General features: G+C 36.9%; 17 protein-coding genes and 3 tRNA genes. 6 read left to right on the top strand and 14 right to left on the bottom strand.

All coding sequences use genetic code 11. The features are described 5' to 3' along the window. The first annotated feature begins 2 nt into the window (after window positions 1–2). Entirely contained in the window at window positions 3–710 is a 708-nt protein-coding gene (locus ACAM30_RS09895) for a PH domain-containing protein (protein ID WP_369618339.1), read from the top strand. A 117-nt stretch (window positions 711–827) separates the two neighbouring features. On the opposite strand, the gene ACAM30_RS09890 is transcribed toward ACAM30_RS09895, so the two are convergent. After that, window positions 828–1,928: a DUF4407 domain-containing protein gene (locus ACAM30_RS09890; RefSeq protein WP_369618338.1), complete on the bottom strand. Its 1,101-nt coding sequence runs from the start codon at window positions 1,926–1,928 to the stop codon at window positions 828–830. A gap of 269 nt (window positions 1,929–2,197) precedes the next feature. Here ACAM30_RS09890 and ACAM30_RS09885 point away from each other — a divergent pair, with 269 nt between their 5' ends. Beyond that, window positions 2,198–5,008 (top strand): TonB-dependent receptor, encoded by a 2,811-nt coding sequence (locus ACAM30_RS09885; protein WP_369618337.1) that lies wholly within the window; start codon window positions 2,198–2,200, stop codon window positions 5,006–5,008. 74 nt (window positions 5,009–5,082) lie between these two features. Beyond that, on the top strand, window positions 5,083–6,138 hold the full coding sequence (locus tag ACAM30_RS09880; RefSeq protein WP_369618336.1) for a phytase: 1,056 nt from the start codon (window positions 5,083–5,085) through the stop codon (window positions 6,136–6,138). Between the two features lie 138 nt (window positions 6,139–6,276). Here the strand turns inward: ACAM30_RS09880 and pckA are convergent, their stop codons facing one another. Together pckA and ACAM30_RS09870 are read right to left on the bottom strand one after the other, a co-directional pair. Continuing rightward, window positions 6,277–7,881, bottom strand: a complete 1,605-nt coding sequence (gene pckA / locus ACAM30_RS09875; protein ID WP_369618335.1) for a phosphoenolpyruvate carboxykinase (ATP) — start codon at window positions 7,879–7,881, stop codon at window positions 6,277–6,279. A 300-nt stretch (window positions 7,882–8,181) separates the two neighbouring features. After that, the gene (locus ACAM30_RS09870; RefSeq protein ID WP_369618334.1) at window positions 8,182–8,568 is read right to left on the bottom strand and encodes a DUF423 domain-containing protein; all 387 of its coding nucleotides are present in this window, start codon (window positions 8,566–8,568) and stop codon (window positions 8,182–8,184) included. 193 nt (window positions 8,569–8,761) lie between these two features. On the opposite strand from ACAM30_RS09870, the gene ACAM30_RS09865 reads away from it, so the two are divergent. After that, entirely contained in the window at window positions 8,762–10,126 is a 1,365-nt protein-coding gene (locus tag ACAM30_RS09865) for a saccharopine dehydrogenase family protein (RefSeq protein ID WP_369618333.1), read from the top strand. Window positions 10,127–10,630: 504 nt separating this feature from the next. On the opposite strand, the gene ACAM30_RS09860 is transcribed toward ACAM30_RS09865, so the two are convergent. Continuing rightward, entirely contained in the window at window positions 10,631–12,019 is a 1,389-nt protein-coding gene (locus tag ACAM30_RS09860) for a dipeptidase (RefSeq protein ID WP_017494733.1), read from the bottom strand. A 120-nt stretch (window positions 12,020–12,139) separates the two neighbouring features. On the opposite strand from ACAM30_RS09860, the gene ACAM30_RS09855 reads away from it, so the two are divergent. Continuing rightward, window positions 12,140–12,221, top strand: a tRNA-Leu gene (locus ACAM30_RS09855). A 163-nt stretch (window positions 12,222–12,384) separates the two neighbouring features. Here the strand turns inward: ACAM30_RS09855 and ACAM30_RS09850 are convergent. Next, window positions 12,385–12,618 carry a hypothetical protein gene (locus ACAM30_RS09850; RefSeq protein WP_369618332.1) on the bottom strand — a complete coding sequence of 78 codons (234 nt, stop codon included), beginning with the start codon at window positions 12,616–12,618 and terminating at the stop codon, window positions 12,385–12,387. Between the two features lie 86 nt (window positions 12,619–12,704). Between ACAM30_RS09850 and ACAM30_RS09845 the strand changes: the two genes are divergently transcribed. After that, window positions 12,705–12,935, top strand: a complete 231-nt coding sequence (locus ACAM30_RS09845; protein ID WP_369618331.1) for a helix-turn-helix domain-containing protein — start codon at window positions 12,705–12,707, stop codon at window positions 12,933–12,935. 323 nt (window positions 12,936–13,258) lie between these two features. On the opposite strand, the gene ACAM30_RS09840 is transcribed toward ACAM30_RS09845, so the two are convergent. The 9 genes from ACAM30_RS09840 to trxA all read right to left on the bottom strand — a co-directional run bounded on the left by ACAM30_RS09840 (window position 13,259) and on the right by trxA (window position 23,472). Further along, the gene (locus ACAM30_RS09840; RefSeq protein WP_369618330.1) at window positions 13,259–14,842 is read right to left on the bottom strand and encodes an MFS transporter; all 1,584 of its coding nucleotides are present in this window, start codon (window positions 14,840–14,842) and stop codon (window positions 13,259–13,261) included. A gap of 1 nt (window position 14,843) precedes the next feature. Next, complete coding sequence (locus tag ACAM30_RS09835) at window positions 14,844–15,893, bottom strand: HlyD family secretion protein (protein WP_369618329.1); 1,050 nt, start codon at window positions 15,891–15,893, stop codon at window positions 14,844–14,846. A 155-nt stretch (window positions 15,894–16,048) separates the two neighbouring features. Further along, on the bottom strand, window positions 16,049–17,398 hold the full coding sequence (locus tag ACAM30_RS09830; RefSeq protein WP_369618328.1) for a TolC family protein: 1,350 nt from the start codon (window positions 17,396–17,398) through the stop codon (window positions 16,049–16,051). A gap of 237 nt (window positions 17,399–17,635) precedes the next feature. Then, a complete protein-coding gene (locus ACAM30_RS09825; RefSeq protein ID WP_369618327.1) occupies window positions 17,636–18,460 on the bottom strand; it encodes an AraC family transcriptional regulator in 825 nt (274 codons plus the stop codon). A 248-nt stretch (window positions 18,461–18,708) separates the two neighbouring features. Continuing rightward, window positions 18,709–18,782: transfer RNA gene (locus ACAM30_RS09820), tRNA-Asp, on the bottom strand. Between the two features lie 502 nt (window positions 18,783–19,284). Then, window positions 19,285–19,358: transfer RNA gene (locus tag ACAM30_RS09815), tRNA-Asp, on the bottom strand. A gap of 86 nt (window positions 19,359–19,444) precedes the next feature. After that, a complete protein-coding gene (locus ACAM30_RS09810) occupies window positions 19,445–20,371 on the bottom strand; it encodes a DUF58 domain-containing protein (protein WP_369618326.1) in 927 nt (308 codons plus the stop codon). Further along, a complete protein-coding gene (locus tag ACAM30_RS09805; RefSeq protein ID WP_369618325.1) occupies window positions 20,368–22,941 on the bottom strand; it encodes a M1 family aminopeptidase in 2,574 nt (857 codons plus the stop codon). Before ACAM30_RS09805 ends, ACAM30_RS09810 begins: the two co-directional genes overlap by 4 nt. Window positions 22,942–23,154: 213 nt before the next feature. Further along, complete coding sequence (gene trxA, locus ACAM30_RS09800) at window positions 23,155–23,472, bottom strand: thioredoxin (protein WP_012023423.1); 318 nt, start codon at window positions 23,470–23,472, stop codon at window positions 23,155–23,157. Window positions 23,473–23,546 lie beyond the last annotated feature (74 nt).

Raw genomic sequence — 23,546 nt, 5'->3', positions numbered from 1 at the left:
TCATGAAAGAACAATTTAAAAAATTTCTGAACGAAGAACAAGACCCTAAAGCGATTGAAAAAATCACTTCGAAACTCAATGATTTACTGATGAAAAATGAAGAAGTTGGGTACATTGCGGTTCAAAAAAAGCCCGCAATAACTGTTTTTCCGGATAGCATAATCTTAACCAACAAACGTATTATTATCTGCAAACCTAAAAACTTAGGTTTATCAATGGATTTTACTGATTATACCTGGGATGATATTGCAAGCACTTTTGTAAAAGAAAATATTTTAGGTTCTGAATTTTCATTTGGCACCAAAACTGATCTGACCATTTCGATCGATTATATTCCGAAAACTCAGGCCAGAAAAATTTATACTTATGCGAAAGAGCAATTGGATTTATTAAAAAATCCTGCTGCTTCTGAGACTCCAATAACTGAAGCAACACCAATCATTGAAGATGATTTTGAAGACGACGTAGAAGAAGTTGAAACAGAAGAAGTGACCAGTTTCGCCGAGATTTTGCCTGCTGCCGCTACTCCTTATGAAACTTTTGAACCTATTCAACCCGCTCCAACTTCTACAGGAGAACGTAAATTAAGCGACTTATCCAAAGAAGAACTTTTTGATAAACTGCAGAATTATAAAAAACTACTTGACAATGGTTTAATCATGCAAGGAGAATATGACACTTATAAGAAAGAAATTTTAAGCTATATGTAATTTAGTCTTAAAGTCTAAAGCCATAAAGTCTTAATACTCTTGTTGATATCAACAAAAAAGCCAGAAATAGAACTTCTATTTCTGGCTTTTTAACTTTATGACTTTCGACTTTACGCCTTACAAAGTAGCTTTTTGCTTCTCTACAAAACTATTCGATTGCAGTTCCAATAACTCCTTTGCATTTTTACGCTGTAAATCAAAAAGGCCTCGGTCACCGGCAATATCAGCATACACTTTATCGTGCATTGCAGCACTGGTATTCACCAATAGTTCACGCTGGTATTTATTCTGTTCCAAAGTTGCTTTCATAGCCGTTTCAGCTTCTTCCTGTTTGAAATCAAACTCCCCTTTAGGAGCCAGTAACTTCGCTATAATTGGAGAAGTCTCAATTGCCAGGAACAATAGCATGATAAAAAAGGAAGGAAGCCAAGGCAATTTATTCAAGGCATTAATACGCGCCATTAATCCGTCAAAGCCTTCAATGATCGGCTGTGTCTGCGTGACTTTTTTGTCTAGGTCAGCCTGTAATTGTTTCCCTGTTTTTTCTTTCTCAGCAATTTTGGCTTCATTAGTGGTTTTTAAAGCAGCAAGCTCTTTTAAAGCAGCATCATGTTTTTCCCGTTTTTCTTTATAAACGGGTCCTTTCCCCAGTTTCTTCGTTCCCGAAGTCCCTTCAGCTTCTGTAATATAAGTAGAGTACAAATCATTTACTTCTTTTTCTTTTGTCAGAATATCACTTTTCAAAGCGGCAATTTCGGCTTTGTTCTTATCTAAATCTGATTTGAAATAATTGCCTACCTGTTTTTTATTCGCCAATTCCATCTCATTTTTTTCCTTCAATAAAACGGTATTGATTTCTTTTTCGAAAATTTTAATTTCCAGAGGCTTCGAAATTACAATTGCAATGATAATGGCCAATATAATTCTGGGAGTCGCCTGAATAAATTCATCCATAAAACGATCTCTTTTTTTAATTGTCGAAACGATAAATCGGTCCAGATTAAAGATGAGCAAACCCCAGACAAATCCAAAAGCTAAAGCCGGATAAAGCGAGTCAAAAACAGTAAAAAGCGCATAAGCACTGGCCAGAAAAGCCATAACTGCAGTAAAAAAAACGGTGGCTCCAATACCAGCATATTTGGTTTGTTCGCCTTCCGAACAGCCTTCGAGCAGATCCCGATCGGCTCCGGAGCAAAGGATAAAAAATTGTTTTAACATGATTGATGATTTTTGATTGATGATTATTTCGTCAGTCCGCCCTTCGGCTTCCTGTGATAGGGCAAATTTAGCGCCAAAAAATTAAATTCTAAGTTAAATAGTTCATTTCTTTTAAGTTGAGTTCTTAAAAAACATTTCTCATTTAAATGTTATTTCAACATTAATCTATTTTTAATGTCAACGACGAATCATAACACTATGTTAATTTTTTCCAAGTCCTTTAATAACATTCAGGTTCTAGTTTCGCAGCAAATCAAACTAAAACACAAATGAAAAAAATTTATTTAGTAATTACACTTCTGTTTTTAGCCTTGTCAGGTTATGCTCAAAAGGCTATAATCTCAGGAAAAGTGCTGGATACAGATGACAAACTTCCTTTACCGGGAGCAATGATTCAGATTGTAGGCGAGAACAAATACACTGTTACAGATTACAACGGTCATTTCGAATTGCTTAGCATAAATGCAGGAACCTACCAGTTACAGGTAAAATATATAGGATACACAGCTCTCACAAAAGAAATTACAGTTGAACATGGTAAAAACAACGTAATTGATTTTGCGCTTAAAACTTCGGGAACTGAATTGAACGAAGTTGTGGTGGGTGACATCTTAAAAGGTCAAGCCAAGGCTTTAAACCAACAAAAAAACAATAAAAACATTGGAAACGTAATCTCTTCTGACCAAATGGGACGTTTTCCGGATGCCAACGTTGGGGATGCCTTAAAACGTGTTCCGGGAATCACGATGCAAAACGATCAGGGTGAAGCCCGTAACATTATTATTCGTGGACTTGCTCCGTCATTGAACTCTGTTACCTTAAACGGAGACCGAATTCCATCAGCTGAAGGAGACAACAGAAATGTACAAATGGATTTGATTCCGTCTGATATGATTTCGACAATTGAAGTCAACAAAACCCTAACTCCCGATATGGATGCTGATGCTATTGGGGGTTCTGTAAATCTGATCACAAGAGCTACACCAAACGGAGAAAGAATTTCTGCGACATTAGCCGGAGGTTACTTACCAATTCGTGAACATGCCTCTTATACAGCCGGATTAGTTTATGGAAACCGCTTTTTAGACAATAAACTGGGAGCAGTTTTTAGCGGATCTTATAACAATGTGAATTACGGATCTGATAATATTGAAAACGAATGGGTAAAAGATAAATTCGGAAATGAGTACTTACAGGCATCCGAGATCAGAAAATATGATGTACAGCGTATTCGCCGCAGCGGATCTGTGGCATTAGATTATAAATTTGATGAAAATAATACCATTTTTGCCAATGCCATTTACAACTGGAGAGACGATAGAGAAAATCGTTTCAGAACTACCTATGATGATATTCAGCCTGTTTATAATGGTGAACAAATTACAGCTTTCAAAGGTCGTGTAAAACGCCAAACCAAAGGCGGAGTTGATAATAATCGAAATAAAAACAGCCGATTAGAAGATCAGCGTGTTCAGAATTACTCGATTCGCGGGGAACATTTAATCAACTCTAAACTCGATTTAGACTGGTCTGCCAACTATGCAAAAGCCAGAGAATATCGTCCTGGAGAGCGTTATATCGAATACCGTCAGAAAGGTTTGGACTTAACTCAGAATCTATCCGATATCGAATTTCCTTTAATCACAACCAGTGGAGAGTCTTTAGACAAATTCAAGTTCCAAACGGCTACCGAAAATACAAATGAAACCAGTGAAAGTGAATTTGGAGCAAAAATTAATATCCGTTTCCCTTTTACTATTATCCCATCTCAAAAAGGTAGATTAAGAACCGGGCTCCGTCTTCGATTGAAAGAAAAAGAAAGAAACAACAATTTCTTTGCCTACACACCAATCAATACTGATATGGCTTTACTGTCGCAGATTCCAAACAGTTTCTATGACGGTCAAAACTTTAATCCGGGTAGTAAATATGTTCCGGGTAGTTTTGCTTCGGCTAACTTTTTAGGAGGTTTAGATTTAAACAATGCTGCTTTATTCAACAAAAAAGCAGATCCATCAGAATTCTTAGCGGTAAATTTCAATGCCAAAGAAAACATTTATGCCGCTTATGTAAGATGGGATCAGGATTTTAACGATAAACTCTCTATGGTTTTAGGTTTTCGTGTAGAAAACACTCGTATTGATTATACCGGAAATCGTGTTTTGGATGAAGAAAAATTAGAAAGTCAAATTAATACGACCAACTCTTATACTAATCTATTGCCAAGTATCTCATTCCAATACAACGCTACCAAAGACTTAGTTTTAAGAGCTGCCGCCACGACAGCTTTAGCCAGACCGGACTATTATGCTCTGGCTCCGTATGTAAACAATATTGCTGCCGAAAAAGAAATTACAGCCGGAAATCCGGATCTTGATGCTACTTACTCGTACAATTATGATTTCATGGCCGAAAACTATTTCAAGTCTGTCGGATTAATTTCAGGAGGTGTTTTCTATAAAAAACTCGAAAATTTCATTTACAATTATAGCGACAACCAATACACTGCTGCAAAATTTGCTGCTGATTTCCCAAACCAGGCAAATCCAATTCCGGCAGGTGAAAATTGGTCGTTTTTACAATCCAGAAACGGAGATACGGTTGATGTTTACGGCTTTGAAGTCGCTTTTCAGCGTCAGTTGGATTTCCTTCCGGGTAAATTCCTAAAAGGATTTGGTATTTATCTGAATTACACCTACACCAAATCTAAAGCAAAAGGAATCGCTGATGAAGAGGGTAACGAAAGAAACAATATCAGTCTTCCGGGAACTACTCCACATATGTTTAACGGTTCTTTATCGTGGGAAAACAAACGTTTCTCTGCCCGAATTTCAACCAATTTCACTTCAGATTATTTAGATGAATTGGGTTCAGAATCTTATAAAGACAGTTATTACGACAAACAATTTTTCTTAGACGCAAACGCTTCTTTTAAAATTACACCAAAGCTTCGTCTTTTTGCTGAAGCCAATAACTTAACCAATCAGCCTTTGCGTTACTATCAGGGAGTTCAGGCACATACCAAACAAGCTGAGTACTATCAGGCCCGATACAATTTTGGTTTGAAACTTGACTTGTAATCCTCTATTTATAAAATCCTTACATTAGACAGAACTTAACGGCTCTGTCTAATGGTATTAAAACGAAATCCATAATGAAAAATAAAACGATACTCGCCTTTTTACTTTTAAGCACTTTATTCATCGCTTGTAAAGAGGACAAACTGGCTCCTGTAGCTGCAAACGCTGTAAAACCAACTATTGTTACTGAAGCTTTGCCTCACGATACAGACGATCCTGCAATCTGGATTCACCCAACTGATTCTTCTAAAAGTATTATTATCGGGACTGATAAAGATACAGACGGCGCTTTGTATGCTTTTGATTTAAAGGGAAAAATTATTTCGAAATCCGAAGTGCTAAAACGTCCGAACAATGTTGATATCGCTTATGGCTTGATCATAGATGGAAAAAAAGTGGATGTTGCTGTTACTACAGAACGTGAATCAAACAAAATAAGAATCTTTAGTTTACCTGATTTAAAAGCAATCGATAATGGCGGAATCGCTGTTTTTGAGGGTGAAGAATTACGCGACCCGATGGGCATTGCTTTGTACACCCGAAAAACTGACGGTAAAATCTTCGCTGTTGTAGGCAGAAAATCAGGACCATCGGGAAGTTACTTATGGCAATATGAACTTTCCGGAAATGGAGAATCTGCAACAGCAAAAGTCGTTCGAAAGTTTGGCGCCTACAGTGGAAAGAAAGAAATCGAGGCTATTGCAGTAGATAATGAACTAGGCACTATCCTGTACTGTGATGAACAATTCGGGATCAGAAAATACAAAGCCGATCCTGCTCTAAACGACAACAAAGAACTGACTGTTTTTGGAAAAACAGGATTTAAAGGGGATAACGAAGGAATTGCAATCTATAAAAAAACGGATTCTACCGGATACATTTTAGTTTCTAACCAACAAGCAAATACGTTTATGGTCTATCCGAGAGAAGGTGCCAATGGCAATCCGAATAGTTATCCACTTTTGGCCGAAATCCCAACTTCGACTATCGAATGTGATGGTGCCGATGTTACCAGTATCAATTTAGGCGGAAGCTTTAAAAATGGCCTTTTCGTAGCAATGAGCAACGGAATGACTTTTCATTACTATGCCTGGGATTTAATCCAGAAACGTATTGATGAGAAGAAATAAGTTGGCAGTCGCGGTCGCAGTTTTCAGTTTCTTAACTGCGACTGAAAACTGCGACTGAGACTGAAGACTGAGACTGAATACCAAACAAAAAAGCTGTTCATAAAGAACAGCTTTTTTAACGTGAATTAGTAATCTTCCTTATTCTATGATCGGTGCGCCAGCCAAAATTTCGGCATTAGCAAATTCTTCAAATTTCGCGAAATTAGCTTTAAATTTCTGAGCTAATTCAACTGCTTTTTTGTCGTACAACTCAGCATCTTCCCAAGTGTTTCTAGGATCTAAAATTTCATTTGGTACATTCGGACAGCTTTCTGGCTGTGCAATTCCGAATACTTTATGATTTTTAAAGTTTACGTTATCCAATTCTCCGTTTAAGGCAGCGGTAATCATCGCACGAGTGTATTTCAACTTCATACGGCTTCCTGTTCCGTAAGGACCACCTGTCCAACCAGTATTGATCAACCAAACGGTTACGTTAGCCTCTTCCATTTTTTTAGTTAGCATTTCTGCGTAACGTGTTGGGTGTAATGGCATGAATGGTGCTCCAAAACACGCTGAGAAATTAGGCTGTGGCTCTGTAACTCCTGCTTCTGTTCCGGCAACTTTAGCTGTATATCCTGAGATAAAATAATAAGCTGCCTGTCCTGGAGTCAGTTTTGAGATTGGAGGCAAAATTCCGAAAGAATCTGCAGTTAAGAAAAATATATTCTTAGGATTATGCCCGATAGAACCTGGCTGAATATTGTCGATGTGAGTGATTGGGTAACTTACACGTGTATTTTGTGTGATCGAAACATCATCATAATCTACCACGTTAGTTCCAGGTTTGAAAACCACATTTTCTAAAAGAGCTCCTTTTTTGATCGCTCTAAAAATGTCCGGTTCGTTTTCCTCTGTGAGGTTAATTACTTTTGCATAGCATCCTCCTTCAAAGTTGAAAACTGTATTTTCTGCAGTCCATCCGTGCTCATCGTCTCCGATTAACTTACGTTGCGGATCTGCTGATAAAGTAGTTTTTCCTGTTCCTGATAATCCGAAGAAAATGGCAGTATCTCCTTTTTCACCAACATTCGCACTACAGTGCATTGGTAAAGTATTTTTGAAAACCGGCAAGATGAAGTTTAAAGCAGAGAAAATTCCCTTTTTCATTTCTCCAGTATACCCTGTTCCTCCGATAAGTGCAATCTTTTTAGTAAAATCTAAAATAGCAAAATTAGACTGACGCGTTCCGTCTACAGCAGGATCTGCCATAAAACCCGGAGCACAAACAACCGTCCATTCCGGAGTAAAATTGGCCAATTCTGACTCTTCCGGTCTTAGAAACATATTGTAACAAAACAAATTAGACCATGCTGTTTCCGTAACAACACGAACATTTAATCTGTAATTAGCATCAGAACAAACGTAAGAATCGCGAACAAAAACTTCTTTATTTGATAAGTACTGTGTTACTTTATTGTATAATCTTTCAAAAGCATCCGGTTCAAAAGAAATGTTAACATTTCCCCACCAAACCTGATCTCCGGTAATACTATCTTTTACAATATAACGATCCTGAGGAGAACGTCCTGTAAATTCGCCCGTATTAATTGCCAATGCTCCCGTGGAGTTCTCAACACCTTGACCTGATTGCAAAGTGATCGCATGTAATTCATCTGCAGATAGTTGATATCGAACCTTTGCATTTTCAATTCCTAATTCTTTCAGCGAAATCGATTGCGTGAAAACTGTGTGACTGTCCATAAATTTTTAGTTGTTGTGATGTTTAAGAGAATGCAAAATTATATAATTTATTATTAAACCTTTAAAAAAATTTAAATTTCACTTTTATTTATACTAATTAGTTAAAATTTAAACTCCTAAAATGAATAAAACAAAAAATAAATGCCTCTAATTCATTTTTCTATAACCCTATAAATGAATTTGTTATATTATTTCAACATTAAAGAAAAAAACAATAGAAACTCACATAAATAAGATTATCTGTTATTTATGAGACAAAATTAAAGATTAATTTTTAGATAGAATTTTTTATTCGGTATTTTATGATTTTCTCCTCAAAATCGTAACAAATAACAGCGCCCAGGCAATAATTAATAAAAAACCACCCACTGGAGTTGCGAATACGATAATTTTAAAATCAAAAACCGTGAGGCTTTTAGTAGCTAACAAATAGATAGATCCGCTAAAAAGCAAAACCCCGGCAACAACCAAATTGTAGATCGTTTTTACCGTTTTCTCGGCGATATCTTTTCGGGTTGAAAGGAAAAGCAAAAATAGGGCATGATACATTTGGTAACGAACACCAACTTCAAAAGTGTTTAATTCTTCTATAGACAAGTATTTCTTCAATAAATGCGCACCAAAAGCGCCTAAAATGATAGCCAACATTCCCATAAAAGCACCTGCCAAAACAATTCTTCTTTTCATATTTTCTGTAACTTTCGATTCTCCCACAAAAATACTTCAATAGTACTTAAAAAGCATTTTAGTTTTGGAAAATATTTTTCATAAAAAAGAATTTCCATTTTTTTGGCATTAAAAAAAAGCATCTAATATTTTTCTGAAATTAAAATTGTTATATATTTAACATTTTAATATATTTGTGTTATAAATATAAAATATGAGAAGCATTTTAATCATTGGAGCCGGCAGATCTGCATCATCCTTAATACGTTATTTATTGGCAAAATCAGAAAGTGAAAACCTACACCTCGTTGTAGCCGATCTTTCTTTGGCCTTAGCCGAAAAGAAAACACAGAAACATCCTAATGCCACTCCGATTGCTCTTGATATATTTAATACAGCTGAAAGAAAAGCAGCCATCGAAAAAGCTTCTATCGTAATCTCGATGTTGCCTGCTCATTTACATATTGAGATCGCAAAAGATTGTCTTGAATTTAAAAAACATCTGGTTACCGCTTCCTATATCAGTGACGCCATGCAGGCACTCGACGAAGAAGCGAAGAAAAACAATCTGGTTTTCATGAACGAAATCGGGCTTGATCCCGGAATCGATCACATGAGTGCCATGAAAGTCATTGATGAAATCAGAGCCAAAGGGGGAAAAATGCTGCTTTTTGAATCGTTCTGCGGCGGTTTAGTTGCTCCAGAATCCGATAATAATTTATGGAATTATAAATTTACCTGGGCGCCGCGAAATGTGGTTCTGGCGGGACAAGGCGGTGCTGCCAAATTCATTCAGGAAGGCACTTACAAATACATTCCGTACAGCGCTTTATTCCGTCGTACTGAATTTTTGGAAGTCGAAGGATACGGAAAATTCGAGGCTTATTCTAATCGCGATTCTCTTAAATACAAATCGGTTTATGGCTTAGACGATATTTTAACATTGTACAGAGGAACCATTAGAAGAGTAGGTTTCTCGAAAGCATGGAATATGTTCGTGCAATTGGGCATGACTGACGACAGCTATGTTATGGAAAATTCCGAAAACATGAGCTATCGTCAATTCGTAAATTCTTTCTTACCGTATCATCCAACCGATTCGGCAGAAATCAAAACCCGACTGATCTTAAAAATTGATCAGGACGATATCATGTGGGACAAACTTCTGGAACTGGATCTTTTTAATCCAAACAAGAAAGTGAACCTGCCTAATGCCACTCCTGCACAGATATTAGAAAAAATATTATCCGACAGCTGGTCTTTAGAACCTGATGACAAAGACATGATTGTCATGTACCACAAATTTGGCTACGAACTCAATGGTGAGAAAAAACAAATTGACTCGAAAATGGTTTGCATCGGAGACGATCAAACCTATACCGCCATGGCAAAAACCGTAGGATTACCGGTTGCAATGGCAACGCTGTTAATCTTAAATGGAAAAATCACAACTCCGGGCGTACAGCTTCCAATAAAAAAAGAAGTGTACCTGCCTATTTTAAACGAGTTAGAAGAATACGGAGTTATTTTTAACGAGCAAAAAATGCCCTATTTTGGATATAACCCGGATTTGTTCTAGATCCGGATTGTTTGTTTTTTAGAATTTTTTTTTTAGTTTTTTATTTTATCCGCTTTCAGAATCTGGGAGCGGATTTTTTTTAAGGTGCTGAGATTCTAAGGTGCTAAGATTCTGAGGTTTTCTTTTTGAAGACTCAAAGTGGCAAAGGTACAGAGGTACAAAGACACAAAGGTGCAGAGAGACAAAATTTGAATTGCCTCCAGCTTTAGCTGGAGATTGGAGAAATACAGGCAATTATTGGCTTCAGCCTAATTTTACACAAAGATTTTAAAATACAAATCTGGAATTTATTTGGCTAAAGTCAATTATCTAAATCCTTTAAACCTATCTACAGCTAAAACTGTAGCCTATTTATTACATCCTTATTTATGACGATCCCGCTTTAAAACAAAGAAATCCGTTCATTTCTGAACGGATTTTACATCTTAAGATTTAACTTTTACATCTTAACGAACCAAAAAAACAGTGAACTTAGCGTAAATCGTTGCGTTCTTTGCGGTTAAACTATTTCGAAAGCTCTACAAAATATTTGTAAAACAACGGAATAGTCTCAATTCCTTTTAAGTAATTGAAGATTCCGAAATGCTCGTTTGGCGAGTGAATTGCGTCACTATCCAATCCGAAGCCCATTAAAATGGTTTTGCTTTTTAGTTCTTTCTCGAACAAAGCTACAATCGGAATACTACCTCCTGAACGAACCGGAATTGCAGGCACTCCAAAAGTCTCTGTATAGGCTTTGTTGGCAGCCTGGTATCCAATACTGTCAATTGGCGTTACATAACCCTGACCTCCGTGATGTGGCGTTACTTTTACCGTAACTCCAGCCGGAGCAATGTTTGTAAAATGCTTGGTAAATAGCTCTGTGATTTCTTCCCAGTCCTGACCAGGAACCAAACGCATCGAGATTTTAGCAAAAGCCTTACTCGCAATAACCGTTTTAGCGCCTTCACCAGTATAACCACCCCAGATTCCGTTTACATCTAAAGTTGGACGAATAGAGTTGCGCTCGTTCGTTACATATCCTTTTTCACCGTAAACATCGTTTAGATTTAAGGCTTTTTTATATTTTTCTAAGCTGAAAGGCGCTTTTGCCATTTCGGCTCTTTCTTCAAGAGATAATTCCTGTACTTTATCGTAGAACCCAGGAATCGTAATATGATTGTCTTCGTCGTGAAGTGCAGCAATCATTTTTGCCAGAATATTAATTGGGTTCGCTACAGCTCCACCATATAAACCGGAATGCAAATCACGGTTTGGCCCTGTAACTTCAACCTCAACATAACTCAAACCTCTTAAACCTGTCGTGATCGACGGCTGTTGGTTCGAAATCATTCCGGTATCAGAAATTAAGATTACGTCGTTTTTCAGTTTTTCCTGATTGCGTTCTACGAACCATGCTAAACTTGCCGAACCTACTTCTTCTTCCCCTTCGATCATGAATTTTACGTTACAAGGCAAAACATTGTTCTGAACCATGTATTCCAACGCTTTTACGTGCATGTACATCTGACCTTTGTCGTCACACGCACCACGAGCGAAGATCGCCCCCTCTGGATGAATCTCTGTTGTTTTGATCACAGGTTCAAAAGGTGGCGAAGTCCATAATTCTAATGGATCTGGCGGCTGAACATCATAATGTCCGTAAACCAAAACTGTTGGTAAATTTGGATCGATTATTTTCTCTCCATAAATAATTGGGTACCCCGGAGTGTCGCAAGTTTCGACAAAATCGCAGCCTGCTTTCGATAAACTTTCTTTTACTGCTTCGGCAGTATCAATAACATCTTGCGAGTATGCAGTGTCGGCACTTACCGACGGAATTTTTAATAATTCGATCAACTCATTGATAAAGCGATCTTTATGTTGTTGAACGTAGGACTTAATATTTTCCATTTAAATTATTTTTATAGAAATCCAAAAGTACAAAAAAGAGAATTAATATTTTTTTCGAAATTTTTCATTTTTTTTCTTTGAATATTCGAAAGTATGTCTATCTTTGCACCCACAATAGCCGCGGATATGGTGAAATTGGTAGACATGCCAGACTTAGGATCTGGTGCCGCAAGGCGTGTAGGTTCGAGTCCTATTATCCGCACCGAAAAAAAGCTTCTGAGAAATCAGAAGCTTTTTTGTTTTTAGCTATTTACAATCAATTCTTCCTTAATGGATGGATTAAAATCCATCCCTACAATATATTTCGTTCCTATGGAACTCTCTAAAATTTAACAAACCAATTTTACTCTGTCGTTTAGATATGGTTATTTAACATCCAAGTAAGGATCTAAAACCTCCGCCAATTTATTCAGCCAATAAAAATTATCATCAATATAAGGCAATTCAGATTCTATGGTTTCGCACCCACGCATGGAAGAAACCGAGAGAGCATAATTTACCTGTCGTAACATTCTTGCCATATCTTTAGGCTCGATAAAATCCTTAAAAAAATCTCTTAATCTGGTTTCTAGTTCCTTTGAAATATTTTCTGTGGCCATAATCTTATTTTTTATTTGAAGCAAATATAATAATTTGTAGGCTAATTAGCCTACGTAAACAAAATAAATCTTTTCACTTTTGGAATATGAATATTTCAGAAGAAACTTTTCTCGTTAATCTTGGTATTCACGTTAGACAATTACGTGAAAAGAAAGGCTTATCCCAACAAGGTTTAGCTGACGACTGTAATATTAACAAATCTCAAATAGCAAGATTAGAAGTTGCGAAAGTAAATACAGGTATAAAAACCCTTATAAAAATCGCCAATGCTTTAGATATTGAACCTAAAGAATTGCTTGATTTCCCTTTAAAATAGAGATCATTCGACTAAAGCCTTTTTCTTCAACTCATAAAAAAACCTCCAGCTAAAGCAGGAGGCTATTTGTATCATTCCTTTTTTTTCACGTTCTGTTTGTCATTTCGACGTAAGAAGACTCGAGCGATAGCGAACAGGCGAAGCAAATCGCACTTGTAATTCGACAAAGATTGGCGACATTTGGAACGGAGTTTCTTGTGTGATTCCTCCTTCGTCGGAATGACAAGATGGTGCAGAAACTTTGCGCAAAAACTCACAATCCATAACTCACAATCCATAACTCACAATCCATAACTCACAATCCACAACTCACATCTCACAACTCAACCTATCCAAATTTTACTCTTAACCAAAGTCATCGTTTGTCTTAAATGCTGATTGCAGGCAATGAGGAAGATCAAAACCAGAAGACTATAACCCACAATGGTATAAATCTCCATATCGGCCAGTAAAGTGGCTTGTTTGGTAACGGTTCCGAAAATCTTTTTCATGGCTAAAACATTGGCATTGTCTACCGAATATCCTTTGGCTATAAAACTTTGTGTTGTTGCGGCAATCGTTTGCTGCGCTTCGGGATTATCACCTGTTACAAACTGACTGAGTTTTAAAAAGTGTTTTTTGTTTAAAAATACCGTCGCATTCTGCATTACGCAAAAGCCAATGGTACTTCCCCAAAAGCGTCCCGAAACCCCCACAATTCCAGAAGAAGCCGCCATTTTTGAAGGAACCGAAGAAGTTGTAAACAATATTAACGGAACAAATAAAAATCCCACTCCAATGCCTTGTAAAACATACGGAATGATAATATCCAACAACGCAACATCGGGCACAAAAAGAAACGTAAACCAAAAATGAAACAACGCAATAAGCGAAAAGCCAATTATAAAAATGATTTTAGTCGAAACGGATCTCATCAGAAAAAAAGCCGCCAAAACAAGTCCGATTACATTCCCTAGTCCGTTAATGTATTGCACACCCGCCACACGCGACGGATCCCAATTCCAAATCGAATACATCGCCGAGTGACAAAGACTCAGCGTTGCCCTGCTGATGTAGAAAAGAAAAAACAGCAAGAATCCGATTCGTAGATTGGCATATTTAAAGACTTCAAAATTAAAAGTAGGTCTTTTTACCAAAAGCTCCTTAAAGATAAACAACCCTCCCGAAATCAGCGCGATGATAAGCGTCAGCACCATTTGAGAAGAATCGAACCAATATTTTTTCTCGGCATAGACAAAAAAGTAAGCACCGCAAAGAATTGCAGTTAAAACCAAAAAATAACTCATCCAGTCGATTTGATACAACGGAATTTTCTTTGTGATTCGGTGCCCACGAAAAGTAACTAAGATTAAAAAAACGTTCAAAACCTGCAATCCGCCCGAGACATACAGCATGTATTTCCAGTCGTAATGGTCCAGAAACCAAACCGCAATATTCATTATAAAAGGTGTCGACAACAACAACGCTCCATAATAAAACGAAAAACCTATGATGATGGCACTTTTAGAATTGAACTGTTCAATCAACAATTGTCTGATCGTAATCACCGGAAGCGCCATCAGGATTCCTTCGGCAATTCGCAGGATTAAAAAGAGCGAAAAATTGGTGATATAGGCCGAGGAAACAATCGTAACCCCAATTAAAGAATAGACCGCCATGAGGTAATTTTTGGCAGGGAAAAAACTCGAAAATCGGGCTTCGATTAAAATGGTCGCAAGCAGTGTTCCGTAAGTAACACACATGGCGAACTGCAAATCTTCGGGTTCAATATCGAGAAAACTTGCCGCATAGGTCACATTTGACGTATAAACCCCCAATAAAATCATAGAATGCAAAAGACAGACAAACAAAATGATAATGATTGCCCACTTTGGAACCCAGGATTTAAAAATACTTTTATCTTCCATTTTAGTGTGCTGCAATCACAGTGATATTCATTCCCGCTCTTAAAAAATCGGTTTGTTTGTCGGTATCCTTTAACTGAATTCTAACCGGAATTCTTTGCTCGATTTTCACGAAGTTTCCGGTTGCATTATCCGGAGGAAGCAATGAAAATCTTGCCCCGCTCGCAGGCGATAACGATGCAATTGTACCTATAAATATCTTATCACTTACTGCATCGGCTTTGATTTCCACATTCTGCCCCACGGTTAGATACTGCAATTGCGTTTCTTTAAAATTGGCTGTAATCCATTTTTCTTTGCTTACAATCGAAAGCAGGGACTGACCTTCTTTTACTAATTGTCCGGGCTGTAAAGTTCGTTTCCCGATCCAGCCATCGTAAGGCGCCGTAATTATGGTGTACGAAAGAAATAAGGCCGCATTATCTGCCGTGGCTTGTCTCGAAGCGATATTCGTTTGTGTTGTTGGCACATTGGCTTCGGCCACCGAAGTACTCAGTGCCGAAGTATGAATTCTGTTTTTCATTTCCTGAAAATGCGCTTGTGCCGACTCGTAATCTGCCTTTACTTTTTCTAATTGCTGAGAAGTCGCCGCTTCTTCACTCACCAAAGCTTTGTATCTTTCGTACTCTAATTTGGTTTTCCAAAGATTCGATTTTGCAGCGTCTAATTGCGCTTCGTTAATAGCCGTTGCACTTGCCATATTTACTGCATTTTTCTCGGCAACCAGGCTGTTTTGTCTCGCGTTCTGAACATCGGCAAGAGCCACATTTAATTTCGATTGATATTCTCTGTTGTCTATAACAACCAAAGTATCCCCCTTATGCACAAACTGATTTTCGTTAAAACGAACTTCCTGTACATAACCCGTAATTCTCGACATGATTGGCGTTACATACTGCTCGACCTGAGCATCATTAGTTTCCTCATGATTCCTGTTGAAAACATAAAACCAAATTCCCAAAACAATACCGCTTACTACCAACACACTTGCAATAATTGTTATTAACACATGAAACGTTCTGTTTCTTCTAGTCTCATTTTTAATCTTAACCATATTTTCGTCTATTCTCTATATTTTATTTTCTACTGGATTAAAATCCTGCCCTACAATATGAATCGTTCCTTCAGAACTCAAAAATCCATATTCTTTACTCTATACTCTTTCTTCTAACTTTTCGCATCTAACATTTCACAAATAACATCTCACTTCTAAGGAAGCATTCCCGCCGTATGCAGCAGTTCGTAATGTTTTAAAATCGCATCCAATCGGGTAGCAATTTTATTGTATTTTGCCTGAAGCAAAGCATTGTCAGCATCAACCATTTCGGTTATTAAAACCAGTTGGTTCATATATTTCAGCTTTACAATACGGTAATTTTCATCGGCCAAATCCAAAGCTTTATCCACTACAACAAACTTTTCAAGGATTTCCTGATACTGTGTATGCTCTTTAAAAAGCTTATCCTGAATTTCGTCTTTCAAAATTTCAGATTGCATTTCCTGCCATTTGATTTTGGTGCTTGCCTGATCTACTTTGGTCTTGTTTTTATACAGAGACGAAAGATCAAAAGCAGCCTCAACACCTATTTGCCCCAGCGTGTACAAATACGGATTGGGCGGGAAGAATTTGTAGTTCGGATAATAAAAACCATAGTTCCCAAAGAAATGAACCGTTGGCAGGTAATTTCCTTTGACCAGTTTCAGCTCCGTTTTACTAATATTCAGTTCCTGACTGGCAATTCTCATTTCTTCATTATTCAAAGCCTTATTCAGATAAAAATCATACGGATCTAAACCGTTCATTTCATCCAAACTGGCCGCCGTATCGATGGCTATTTCTTCGTTTTCCGGAAGTTGAATTAGAGTTTTCAGATCGTGAAGCGCAATTTTTATGTTTTTGGAATTTGTAAGCGCATTTAATTCACGATCCGAAAGCTGTAATTCGGCTCTGATAACTTCATTTTTAGTGACCGCTCCATGTTTTCGAAGCGACTGTACTTCTTTCAATCGGCTTTTCTCTTCTTTGATGTTTTCTTCGAATATCTTTTGAAGCTCCATCATCTTATAAATCGCCAGATAGTTTGCCACAACTTCGAGTTCGACATCATTTTCGACCTTTTCTGTTTTTATTTTAGCAATTTCACTCTCCTGATTGGCAATTTTGATAGCGTTATTTATTTTATTTCCAGCGTAGATTGGCATTTTAAAACTCGAGTTCACCTCATAGAGTTCCGGAATCGCCTTTGTAACTTCTTTGCCGTTTAAAAAACCGTTTCCTTTGAATTCGGTAATATTGGTGATTCTGGAGTACATACCACTTAGCTGTACATCTGGCAATCGGAGTTCTTTTCTTTCTTTGATGTTTTGCTCTGAGAGCGTAATCTCAAGTTGAGATCTGAGGATTTTTTTGTTGTTTTCTTTAGCCAGTTTCAAAGCTTCTTTTAGCGAAACCGAATGCACTTCCTGCGCTTTTATACCATTAAATACTAATACAAGTAAAAATAAGAGCAGGATTCTGGGAAAACAATCGTCTGTAGAATTTGTTGTTTTAAGGAACATGAATACATAAATAATTTAAGCTGCAAAGTTCCTTCATTTTTTTTATTGACTGATAATTCTAAAAAGTCAATAACATATTCATTTCGGACAAATGTTAAAATCTTGTTTTTACAAAAAATTCAATTGAAGCACTGAAAAACAAACTATTAAAAAACAGATATAATATTTGCTCGTTTTTTAGGTTCACGCAGATTTTGCAGATTTTATTTTATGTTTTGACTATCTGCCTGAAAAAATTCATTTTCCTCGGCCTAAAATCTCCTCACCGTTTAAGTAATCAGAAGGTCTTTGTCCTAAGATTTTGAAAAAAGTATTACTAAAAGTCGGGACACTATTATATCCAACTTCTTCGGCTACCTCTTTTACCGAAAGCTTTCTTTCCAATAACAACTCGATAGCCTTTAAAATTCTCCGAATAGTGTAATATTGAATGAAGGACATTCCGAGATCTTTTTGAAACAAGCGATACAAAGAGCGTTCGCTATACCCGAATTCATGCGCCACATCGGCAAACAGAATCGTTTCTCCCAGATTATTTTCGATATGACGTAAAATCTTCCCAAGTCGTTTGTCTTTCGGCTGCGGTAATCCCAAAGGCAAATTAGCAGTACATATTTGAGGCAGAATCGCTTTTATAGCTTTAGCAATGGTAAAGTTTGGCGTTCCTTTTTTAAGATCGCCATTCCATCGATTTGTAAAAAGCATCATTTGAAGCAGTAAATTATTGACAGGATAAATTCCCTCATTCTTATAAAACTCGTCTTCATCTTTTTCAATCGGAAAATACAGGTTTCGCATTGTAACACTTTCCGACTTCGGTTCAATGCTGTGCTCTACTCCACTCGGAATCCAAATAAAATGTCTTGCCGGTAAAAAATAGGTTTTAGTTTCGGTTGTTACAAAAACAACATCTCCTTCGGCATACAATAGCTGTGCTTTGTCGTGTTTATGCGTAGGCACAAACAACTCCCCCATCAAATCGTGGTGACAGTAAATGCTTTTTTTATCAGCATCTACTTTTTTGATGTAATACTTATCTAATTTCTGACCGGAATATTCCATTGGAGTTTATACAATGTTTTTGCAACTTTAAATATAAGAAAATTAAATTTCAATTGTTTGAAATACCAAATTCCAAAGCTGCTCATTAAGACTTAACCGCAAAGTCCACAAAGGAAAAAACGCAAAGTTCGCAAAGCTAAATTAAAACTTTGCGAACTTTGCGTAAATCTTAGCGCTCTTTCCGGTTAAACCTAAAAGCTATAAAAACAAAAAAGCCTTTCCATTAAGAAAGGCTTCTTCCAATATTGCGGTCTGGACGGGACTCGAACCCGCGACCCCATGCGTGACAGGCATGTATTCTAACCAACTGAACTACCAAACCGTGCGTTATTGCGAGTGCAAAAATACAACAGAATTTCGTTTCTGCAAGCATTTTTTACGAATAAATTTCAATTAATTTTTAATCAATTAAATTCCAATATTTTAAAATTTGACCATAAAATCAAAAAAGAAGAATTTACTTTCTTTTTAATCACAAAGACTACGAAACTGAAAGTCCAAAGTCTACAAAACTTATAAAAAACTTTGCGGACTTCGCGTAAATCTTAGCGTTCCTTGCGGTTCAACCAAACACCTAAAAACAAAAAAGTCCACAAAGCTTATAAAAACTTTGCGGACTTCGCGTAAACCTTAGCGAACTTTGCGTTTAAATTCAGAATAGCCCTAAATCAAAAAAGCCATCCACAAAAGTGGAAAGCTTTTCATTGGTCTAACTACTAAACCAGCTACGAGTTACAAAGTCGTAGCAAAACAACACAACTAATCTTAGATACCGTATTTGGGCAAAAAAGCCTTTCCGTTAAGAAAGGCTTTTCCCAATATTGCGGTCTGGACGGGACTCGAACCCGCGACCCCATGCGTGACAGGCATGTATTCTAACCAACTGAACTACCAAACCTCTGCGTTATTGCGGTTGCAAAGATAGTACAGAATTTCGTTTCTGCAAGTGTTTTTTGAAAAAAAATTAAATAAATTTTAAATTATTTAGCCAAAGTTTTGTTTTTCAACCAAATATGTCGTCAATATTTTTTCAAAATTATCGCCTACATTTACCGGAACGTACTTAATATGGTTCTTTGCACAGGTTAAAGCCAGGTTTTTAAAATACCCTTCTACCCTTTTTTCATATTCCGCTTTTACATTATCGGCAAAAATCGATACTTCTTCACCCGATTCTAAGTCAATGAACTTACGCGGTGTGTTATCAAAGTCAAACTTTAGTTCTGTTTGATCATCAACCACATGAAACAGTACTACTTTATGTTTGTTGTGTTTCAAATGCTGTAAGGCGTTAAAAAGCTTCTCATCCTCTTCGGCCTGAAACATGTCTGTAAAAAGAATAATCATCGAACGACGATGCATTTTCTCCGCAATCTGATGCAGATACGTAATCGTATCGGTACTTTTTTTAGCTTTTGGCTGTTCCAGTAACTGTTCTAATTTATTGAGCAGCATTCTGTGATGGCGATCACTTCCTTTCTCCGGAGCATAATATTCATAACTGTCCGAGAACACGCTCAAACCAACAGCATCACGTTGTTTTTTAAGAATATTCATCAATACAGCAGAAGCCAGAACTGAAAACCCTATTTTCTTTTCGTAAAAGGGCTGATTTGATTTCAATTCAGGATAATGCATAGACGATGAATTATCGACAATAATATGACATCTCAAATTGGTTTCTTCCTCAAAACGTTTGGTGTACAAACGATCTGTTTTGGCAAACAGCTTCCAGTCGATATGTTTCGTACTTTCTCCGGCATTATACACTTTATGCTCAGCAAACTCTGCCGAAAATCCATGAAACGGACTTTTGTGCATCCCCGAAATAAATCCTTCTACCACCTGATTGGCAAGCATTTCGAGATGTTGAAAACTGGAGACTTTTTCTATTTCCGATTCAATTTTCATTCGGTTTCTTTTTTAATATTTTGTGCGCGGTACAAACCGTCGGTTGCCTGCATTAATTTTCTTTTCAGAATTGGACTAAAATTAGAATTCTCTTTTAAAAATCGCTGTACCTCATCAAAAGCATATTTCGACGAATATTTTCCAATTGTATTGTTCAGCCAGTCTTTTGGAAAAAAGATATCTCCCGTTCTCTGAATTTCGTCAACCAAATCTAGTGAAAATCTAATATACTTCTGAGCACTTTCCTGACGTAAAGGATGATTTATATTCGCTAAACCTACAGAAACCCATGCTTCTTTTTCTCTGTTGGCATCGTCTTTTAAGGACTGCACAAAAGCATCGCGCACTGCTTCGTCTTTAGACAATGAAGGAAGCAGAAATTCAAATCGTTTTTGCTTGTCGGGATTACTAATTGAAGTTCTGGTTTTATTCAAAATCTCATCCGCTTTTTCATGTTTAAATATAGCCAGATTCATAGCCATGTTTGTATAATCGTCTTCGTTTAATTTTAAACCGGAGATTACTGTTTCTTTACTCCAAATTGCATAAAGTTTTGCTTTTCCTGAATCGGAATAAGCAATCGAACTGAACAGATTAAACAACGTTTTCTTAATATTGCTAGGCAAATTGGTCTTCAAACGATCTAAAACTACTTCGTCAAGCTGTTTTTGCGCTATATTTTGCTGTTTTTGTGTGAGATATTTCCAAAAAATCGCACTCGTTTGATTGGTAATTATTTTCAGTACCAATTCGTTTTGCTCCTGCTGAATTCCTTTCACAAAACAATCGAAAGCTTTTGTTGGAGCCACATTTCCCGTTAAAGTATTTTCATAAATATTAATGTAAGTCGAAGCTCTTGCCACCTCATCCTTCAGACTCAAAACAGACTCTACATTATTCCCGTCAAGCGGAAAAACACCATATCCGAAACCATTGTAATTGTATATAACCGCTATTGGTTTTTCAAGTCCAATAGCTTCTTTCAGCGACAGATTTTTGTCTTTTATAACAGCGCTGATCACTTTTACGCTGTTGGGATAAACCAAACCAATATCAAAGATCTGAGGCCATATGTTAGCCGAATGATCTTCTGCCTGCTGTGTAATTTCAAAGCTCGAAATTCGGTTTTGAGCATCATAGGCAATCTTATCTGTGAAAATGGCTCTTCCAGATTTATTCACCCAGACTTCACTCCATTTTTTCATATCCAAAGGCGTTTCGGCATCCAGAATTTCCACCAGATTGTTCCAGTCGGCATTATCGTTGGCGTACTTTTTAATGTACTTTTCAATTCCTTTCTGAAAAGCCACTTTCCCCATTGAAGCTTCTAACTGGCGCATCATAATAGGTGCTTTGTTGTAAATAATGGCGCCGTAAAGCGATCCTGCATTTTTAAGATTGGCGAGATTTTGTTTGATTGGATGTGTACCCAGCGAACGATCTTCACCATATGCATTAGGAACGTGTGCGGTTAGAAACTGTAAATTATGGTTGACTTTCGGAAAAATCGGATTCATGATTTTGTCGGCCATGAAATTGGCAAAAACCTCTTTCATCCAGACATCATCAAACCATTTCATGGTAACCAAATCTCCAAACCACATGTGCGAGGTTTCATGAGCAATTAATTTAGCACGATCGAGTTTCTCGCTGTCTGTGGCACTATTGTCCAAAAATAAGGTCGATTCCTTATATTGTATCGCTCCAACATGCTCCATTCCGCCATATTGAAAAACAGGAATCGAAGCAAAATCTAGCTTCTGAAACGGAAATTTGTAATTCGTATATTTTTCTAAAAAGTCTAAGGATTGCTGGTGCAATTTAAAAATGGTATCGGTACTTGTTTTTAACTTTTCAGGGCTGTTCTCACGATACAACATGGTCATTTCTAAACCTGGTACCTGAGTGATGCTTTTAAACTTTCCTGCTACAAAAGAGAACAAATAAGTACTCATTTTATCGGATTCTCCAAAGGTGTAACTTGTAAAATCACCTTTTTCAAATTTCTCCTCCACATGCCCCCCAGCCAAAACCGACCAGTCTTTTGGAACTGTTAACTTCAATTTATAAGTTGCTTTTATATCCGGCTGATCAAAACACGGGAATAAAGTGCTGGCACGATCAGGAACCAGTAAAGTATACAGGAAGTCATCATTTCGATTTAAGGACAAATCTCCTGCAATAAAAGAGATTGCAATCGTATTTTTTCCTTTTGTCAAACGCTCCGCGGGAATTATGATATGTCCTTTTTGATGCACAATTGGGATACTTTTCCCGTTTGCTGTAACTGATTTAATATTTTGAGATTTCTCTTTAAAATCAAGATACAAAGACTCACTCCCGTCAGCAAGAATAAGGTCCAACACCAATTCGGCGTTAATAAACTCCGCTTTTTTCTCCGGAATTTCAAAAGACAGTTCGTAAGTAAGTTTAGAAATCTGCTTTTTTCGAAAATGCGCTAACTGTTCTGAAACACCGTCCTCTAGAATCAGTTTTTCTTTTGACTTTGATTGGGAAAAACCAATTGTAATAAACACAAAAAAGCAGAGTAAGCTGGAGGAAATTTTCATTTTTAAAGAAATATAAGATTCGTTAAAAATAAAAAAAACTTTGCCACTAATTTCACTAATTAGCACGAATAATAAATCTCTTGCTACAGATTACACAGATTAAAATGATTTTAAAAAAAATCCATGAAAATTCCTTTAATCTGTGGCAAAAAAAACAAATAAAAAAGGTCCGACTTTCGCCGAACCTTCTTTATATAAATTATAATCTTTCGATTACAACAAAGCGTCTAAACTATCTGCGTAGGTTTGTTTAGGAGCAACTCCTACTTGTTTTCCTACTACTTCACCGTTATGAAAAACCAAAACAGTTGGTATATTACGAACACCGTATTTTGCAGCAAATTCCTGGTTAGCATCTACATCTACTTTACCTACCACTACTTTACCTGCGTATTCGTCGCTTAATTGGTCAATGATTGGACCAACCATTCTACAAGGACCGCACCATGCTGCCCAAAAATCTACCATTACCGGTTTATCTGACTTCAAAACTACTTCATCAAAAGTAGCATCTGTAATTGCTAATGCCATAATTTTTTGTCTTTTAAAATTATTGTCTGAATTATTTCGTTTCAAACTAGACCACAAATTTAAAAATTAAATAC

The sequence above is a fragment of the Flavobacterium sp. CFS9 genome (assembly GCF_041154745.1).
In the GTDB taxonomy this organism is placed as follows: Bacteria; Bacteroidota; Bacteroidia; order Flavobacteriales; family Flavobacteriaceae; genus Flavobacterium.
The sequence above is the reverse complement of the archived record's forward strand: the minus strand, read 5'-3'. Positions and strand labels throughout refer to the sequence as shown.

What these genes read in the sequence shown, in the direction of transcription:
- ACAM30_RS09895 (WP_369618339.1), top strand. Translation starts at nt 3, where the DNA reads ATGAAAGAACAATTTAAAAAATTTCTGAACGAAGAACAAGACCCTAAA.
- ACAM30_RS09890 (WP_369618338.1), bottom strand. Translation starts at nt 1,928, where the DNA reads ATGTTAAAACAATTTTTTATCCTTTGCTCCGGAGCCGATCGGGATCTG.
- ACAM30_RS09885 (WP_369618337.1), top strand. Translation starts at nt 2,198, where the DNA reads ATGAAAAAAATTTATTTAGTAATTACACTTCTGTTTTTAGCCTTGTCA.
- ACAM30_RS09880 (WP_369618336.1), top strand. Translation starts at nt 5,083, where the DNA reads ATGAAAAATAAAACGATACTCGCCTTTTTACTTTTAAGCACTTTATTC.
- pckA (WP_369618335.1), bottom strand. Translation starts at nt 7,881, where the DNA reads ATGGACAGTCACACAGTTTTCACGCAATCGATTTCGCTGAAAGAATTA.
- ACAM30_RS09870 (WP_369618334.1), bottom strand. Translation starts at nt 8,568, where the DNA reads ATGAAAAGAAGAATTGTTTTGGCAGGTGCTTTTATGGGAATGTTGGCT.
- ACAM30_RS09865 (WP_369618333.1), top strand. Translation starts at nt 8,762, where the DNA reads ATGAGAAGCATTTTAATCATTGGAGCCGGCAGATCTGCATCATCCTTA.
- ACAM30_RS09860 (WP_017494733.1), bottom strand. Translation starts at nt 12,019, where the DNA reads ATGGAAAATATTAAGTCCTACGTTCAACAACATAAAGATCGCTTTATC.
- ACAM30_RS09850 (WP_369618332.1), bottom strand. Translation starts at nt 12,618, where the DNA reads ATGGCCACAGAAAATATTTCAAAGGAACTAGAAACCAGATTAAGAGAT.
- ACAM30_RS09845 (WP_369618331.1), top strand. Translation starts at nt 12,705, where the DNA reads ATGAATATTTCAGAAGAAACTTTTCTCGTTAATCTTGGTATTCACGTT.
- ACAM30_RS09840 (WP_369618330.1), bottom strand. Translation starts at nt 14,842, where the DNA reads ATGGAAGATAAAAGTATTTTTAAATCCTGGGTTCCAAAGTGGGCAATC.
- ACAM30_RS09835 (WP_369618329.1), bottom strand. Translation starts at nt 15,893, where the DNA reads ATGGTTAAGATTAAAAATGAGACTAGAAGAAACAGAACGTTTCATGTG.
- ACAM30_RS09830 (WP_369618328.1), bottom strand. Translation starts at nt 17,398, where the DNA reads ATGTTCCTTAAAACAACAAATTCTACAGACGATTGTTTTCCCAGAATC.
- ACAM30_RS09825 (WP_369618327.1), bottom strand. Translation starts at nt 18,460, where the DNA reads ATGGAATATTCCGGTCAGAAATTAGATAAGTATTACATCAAAAAAGTA.
- ACAM30_RS09810 (WP_369618326.1), bottom strand. Translation starts at nt 20,371, where the DNA reads ATGAAAATTGAATCGGAAATAGAAAAAGTCTCCAGTTTTCAACATCTC.
- ACAM30_RS09805 (WP_369618325.1), bottom strand. Translation starts at nt 22,941, where the DNA reads ATGAAAATTTCCTCCAGCTTACTCTGCTTTTTTGTGTTTATTACAATT.
- trxA (WP_012023423.1), bottom strand. Translation starts at nt 23,472, where the DNA reads ATGGCATTAGCAATTACAGATGCTACTTTTGATGAAGTAGTTTTGAAG.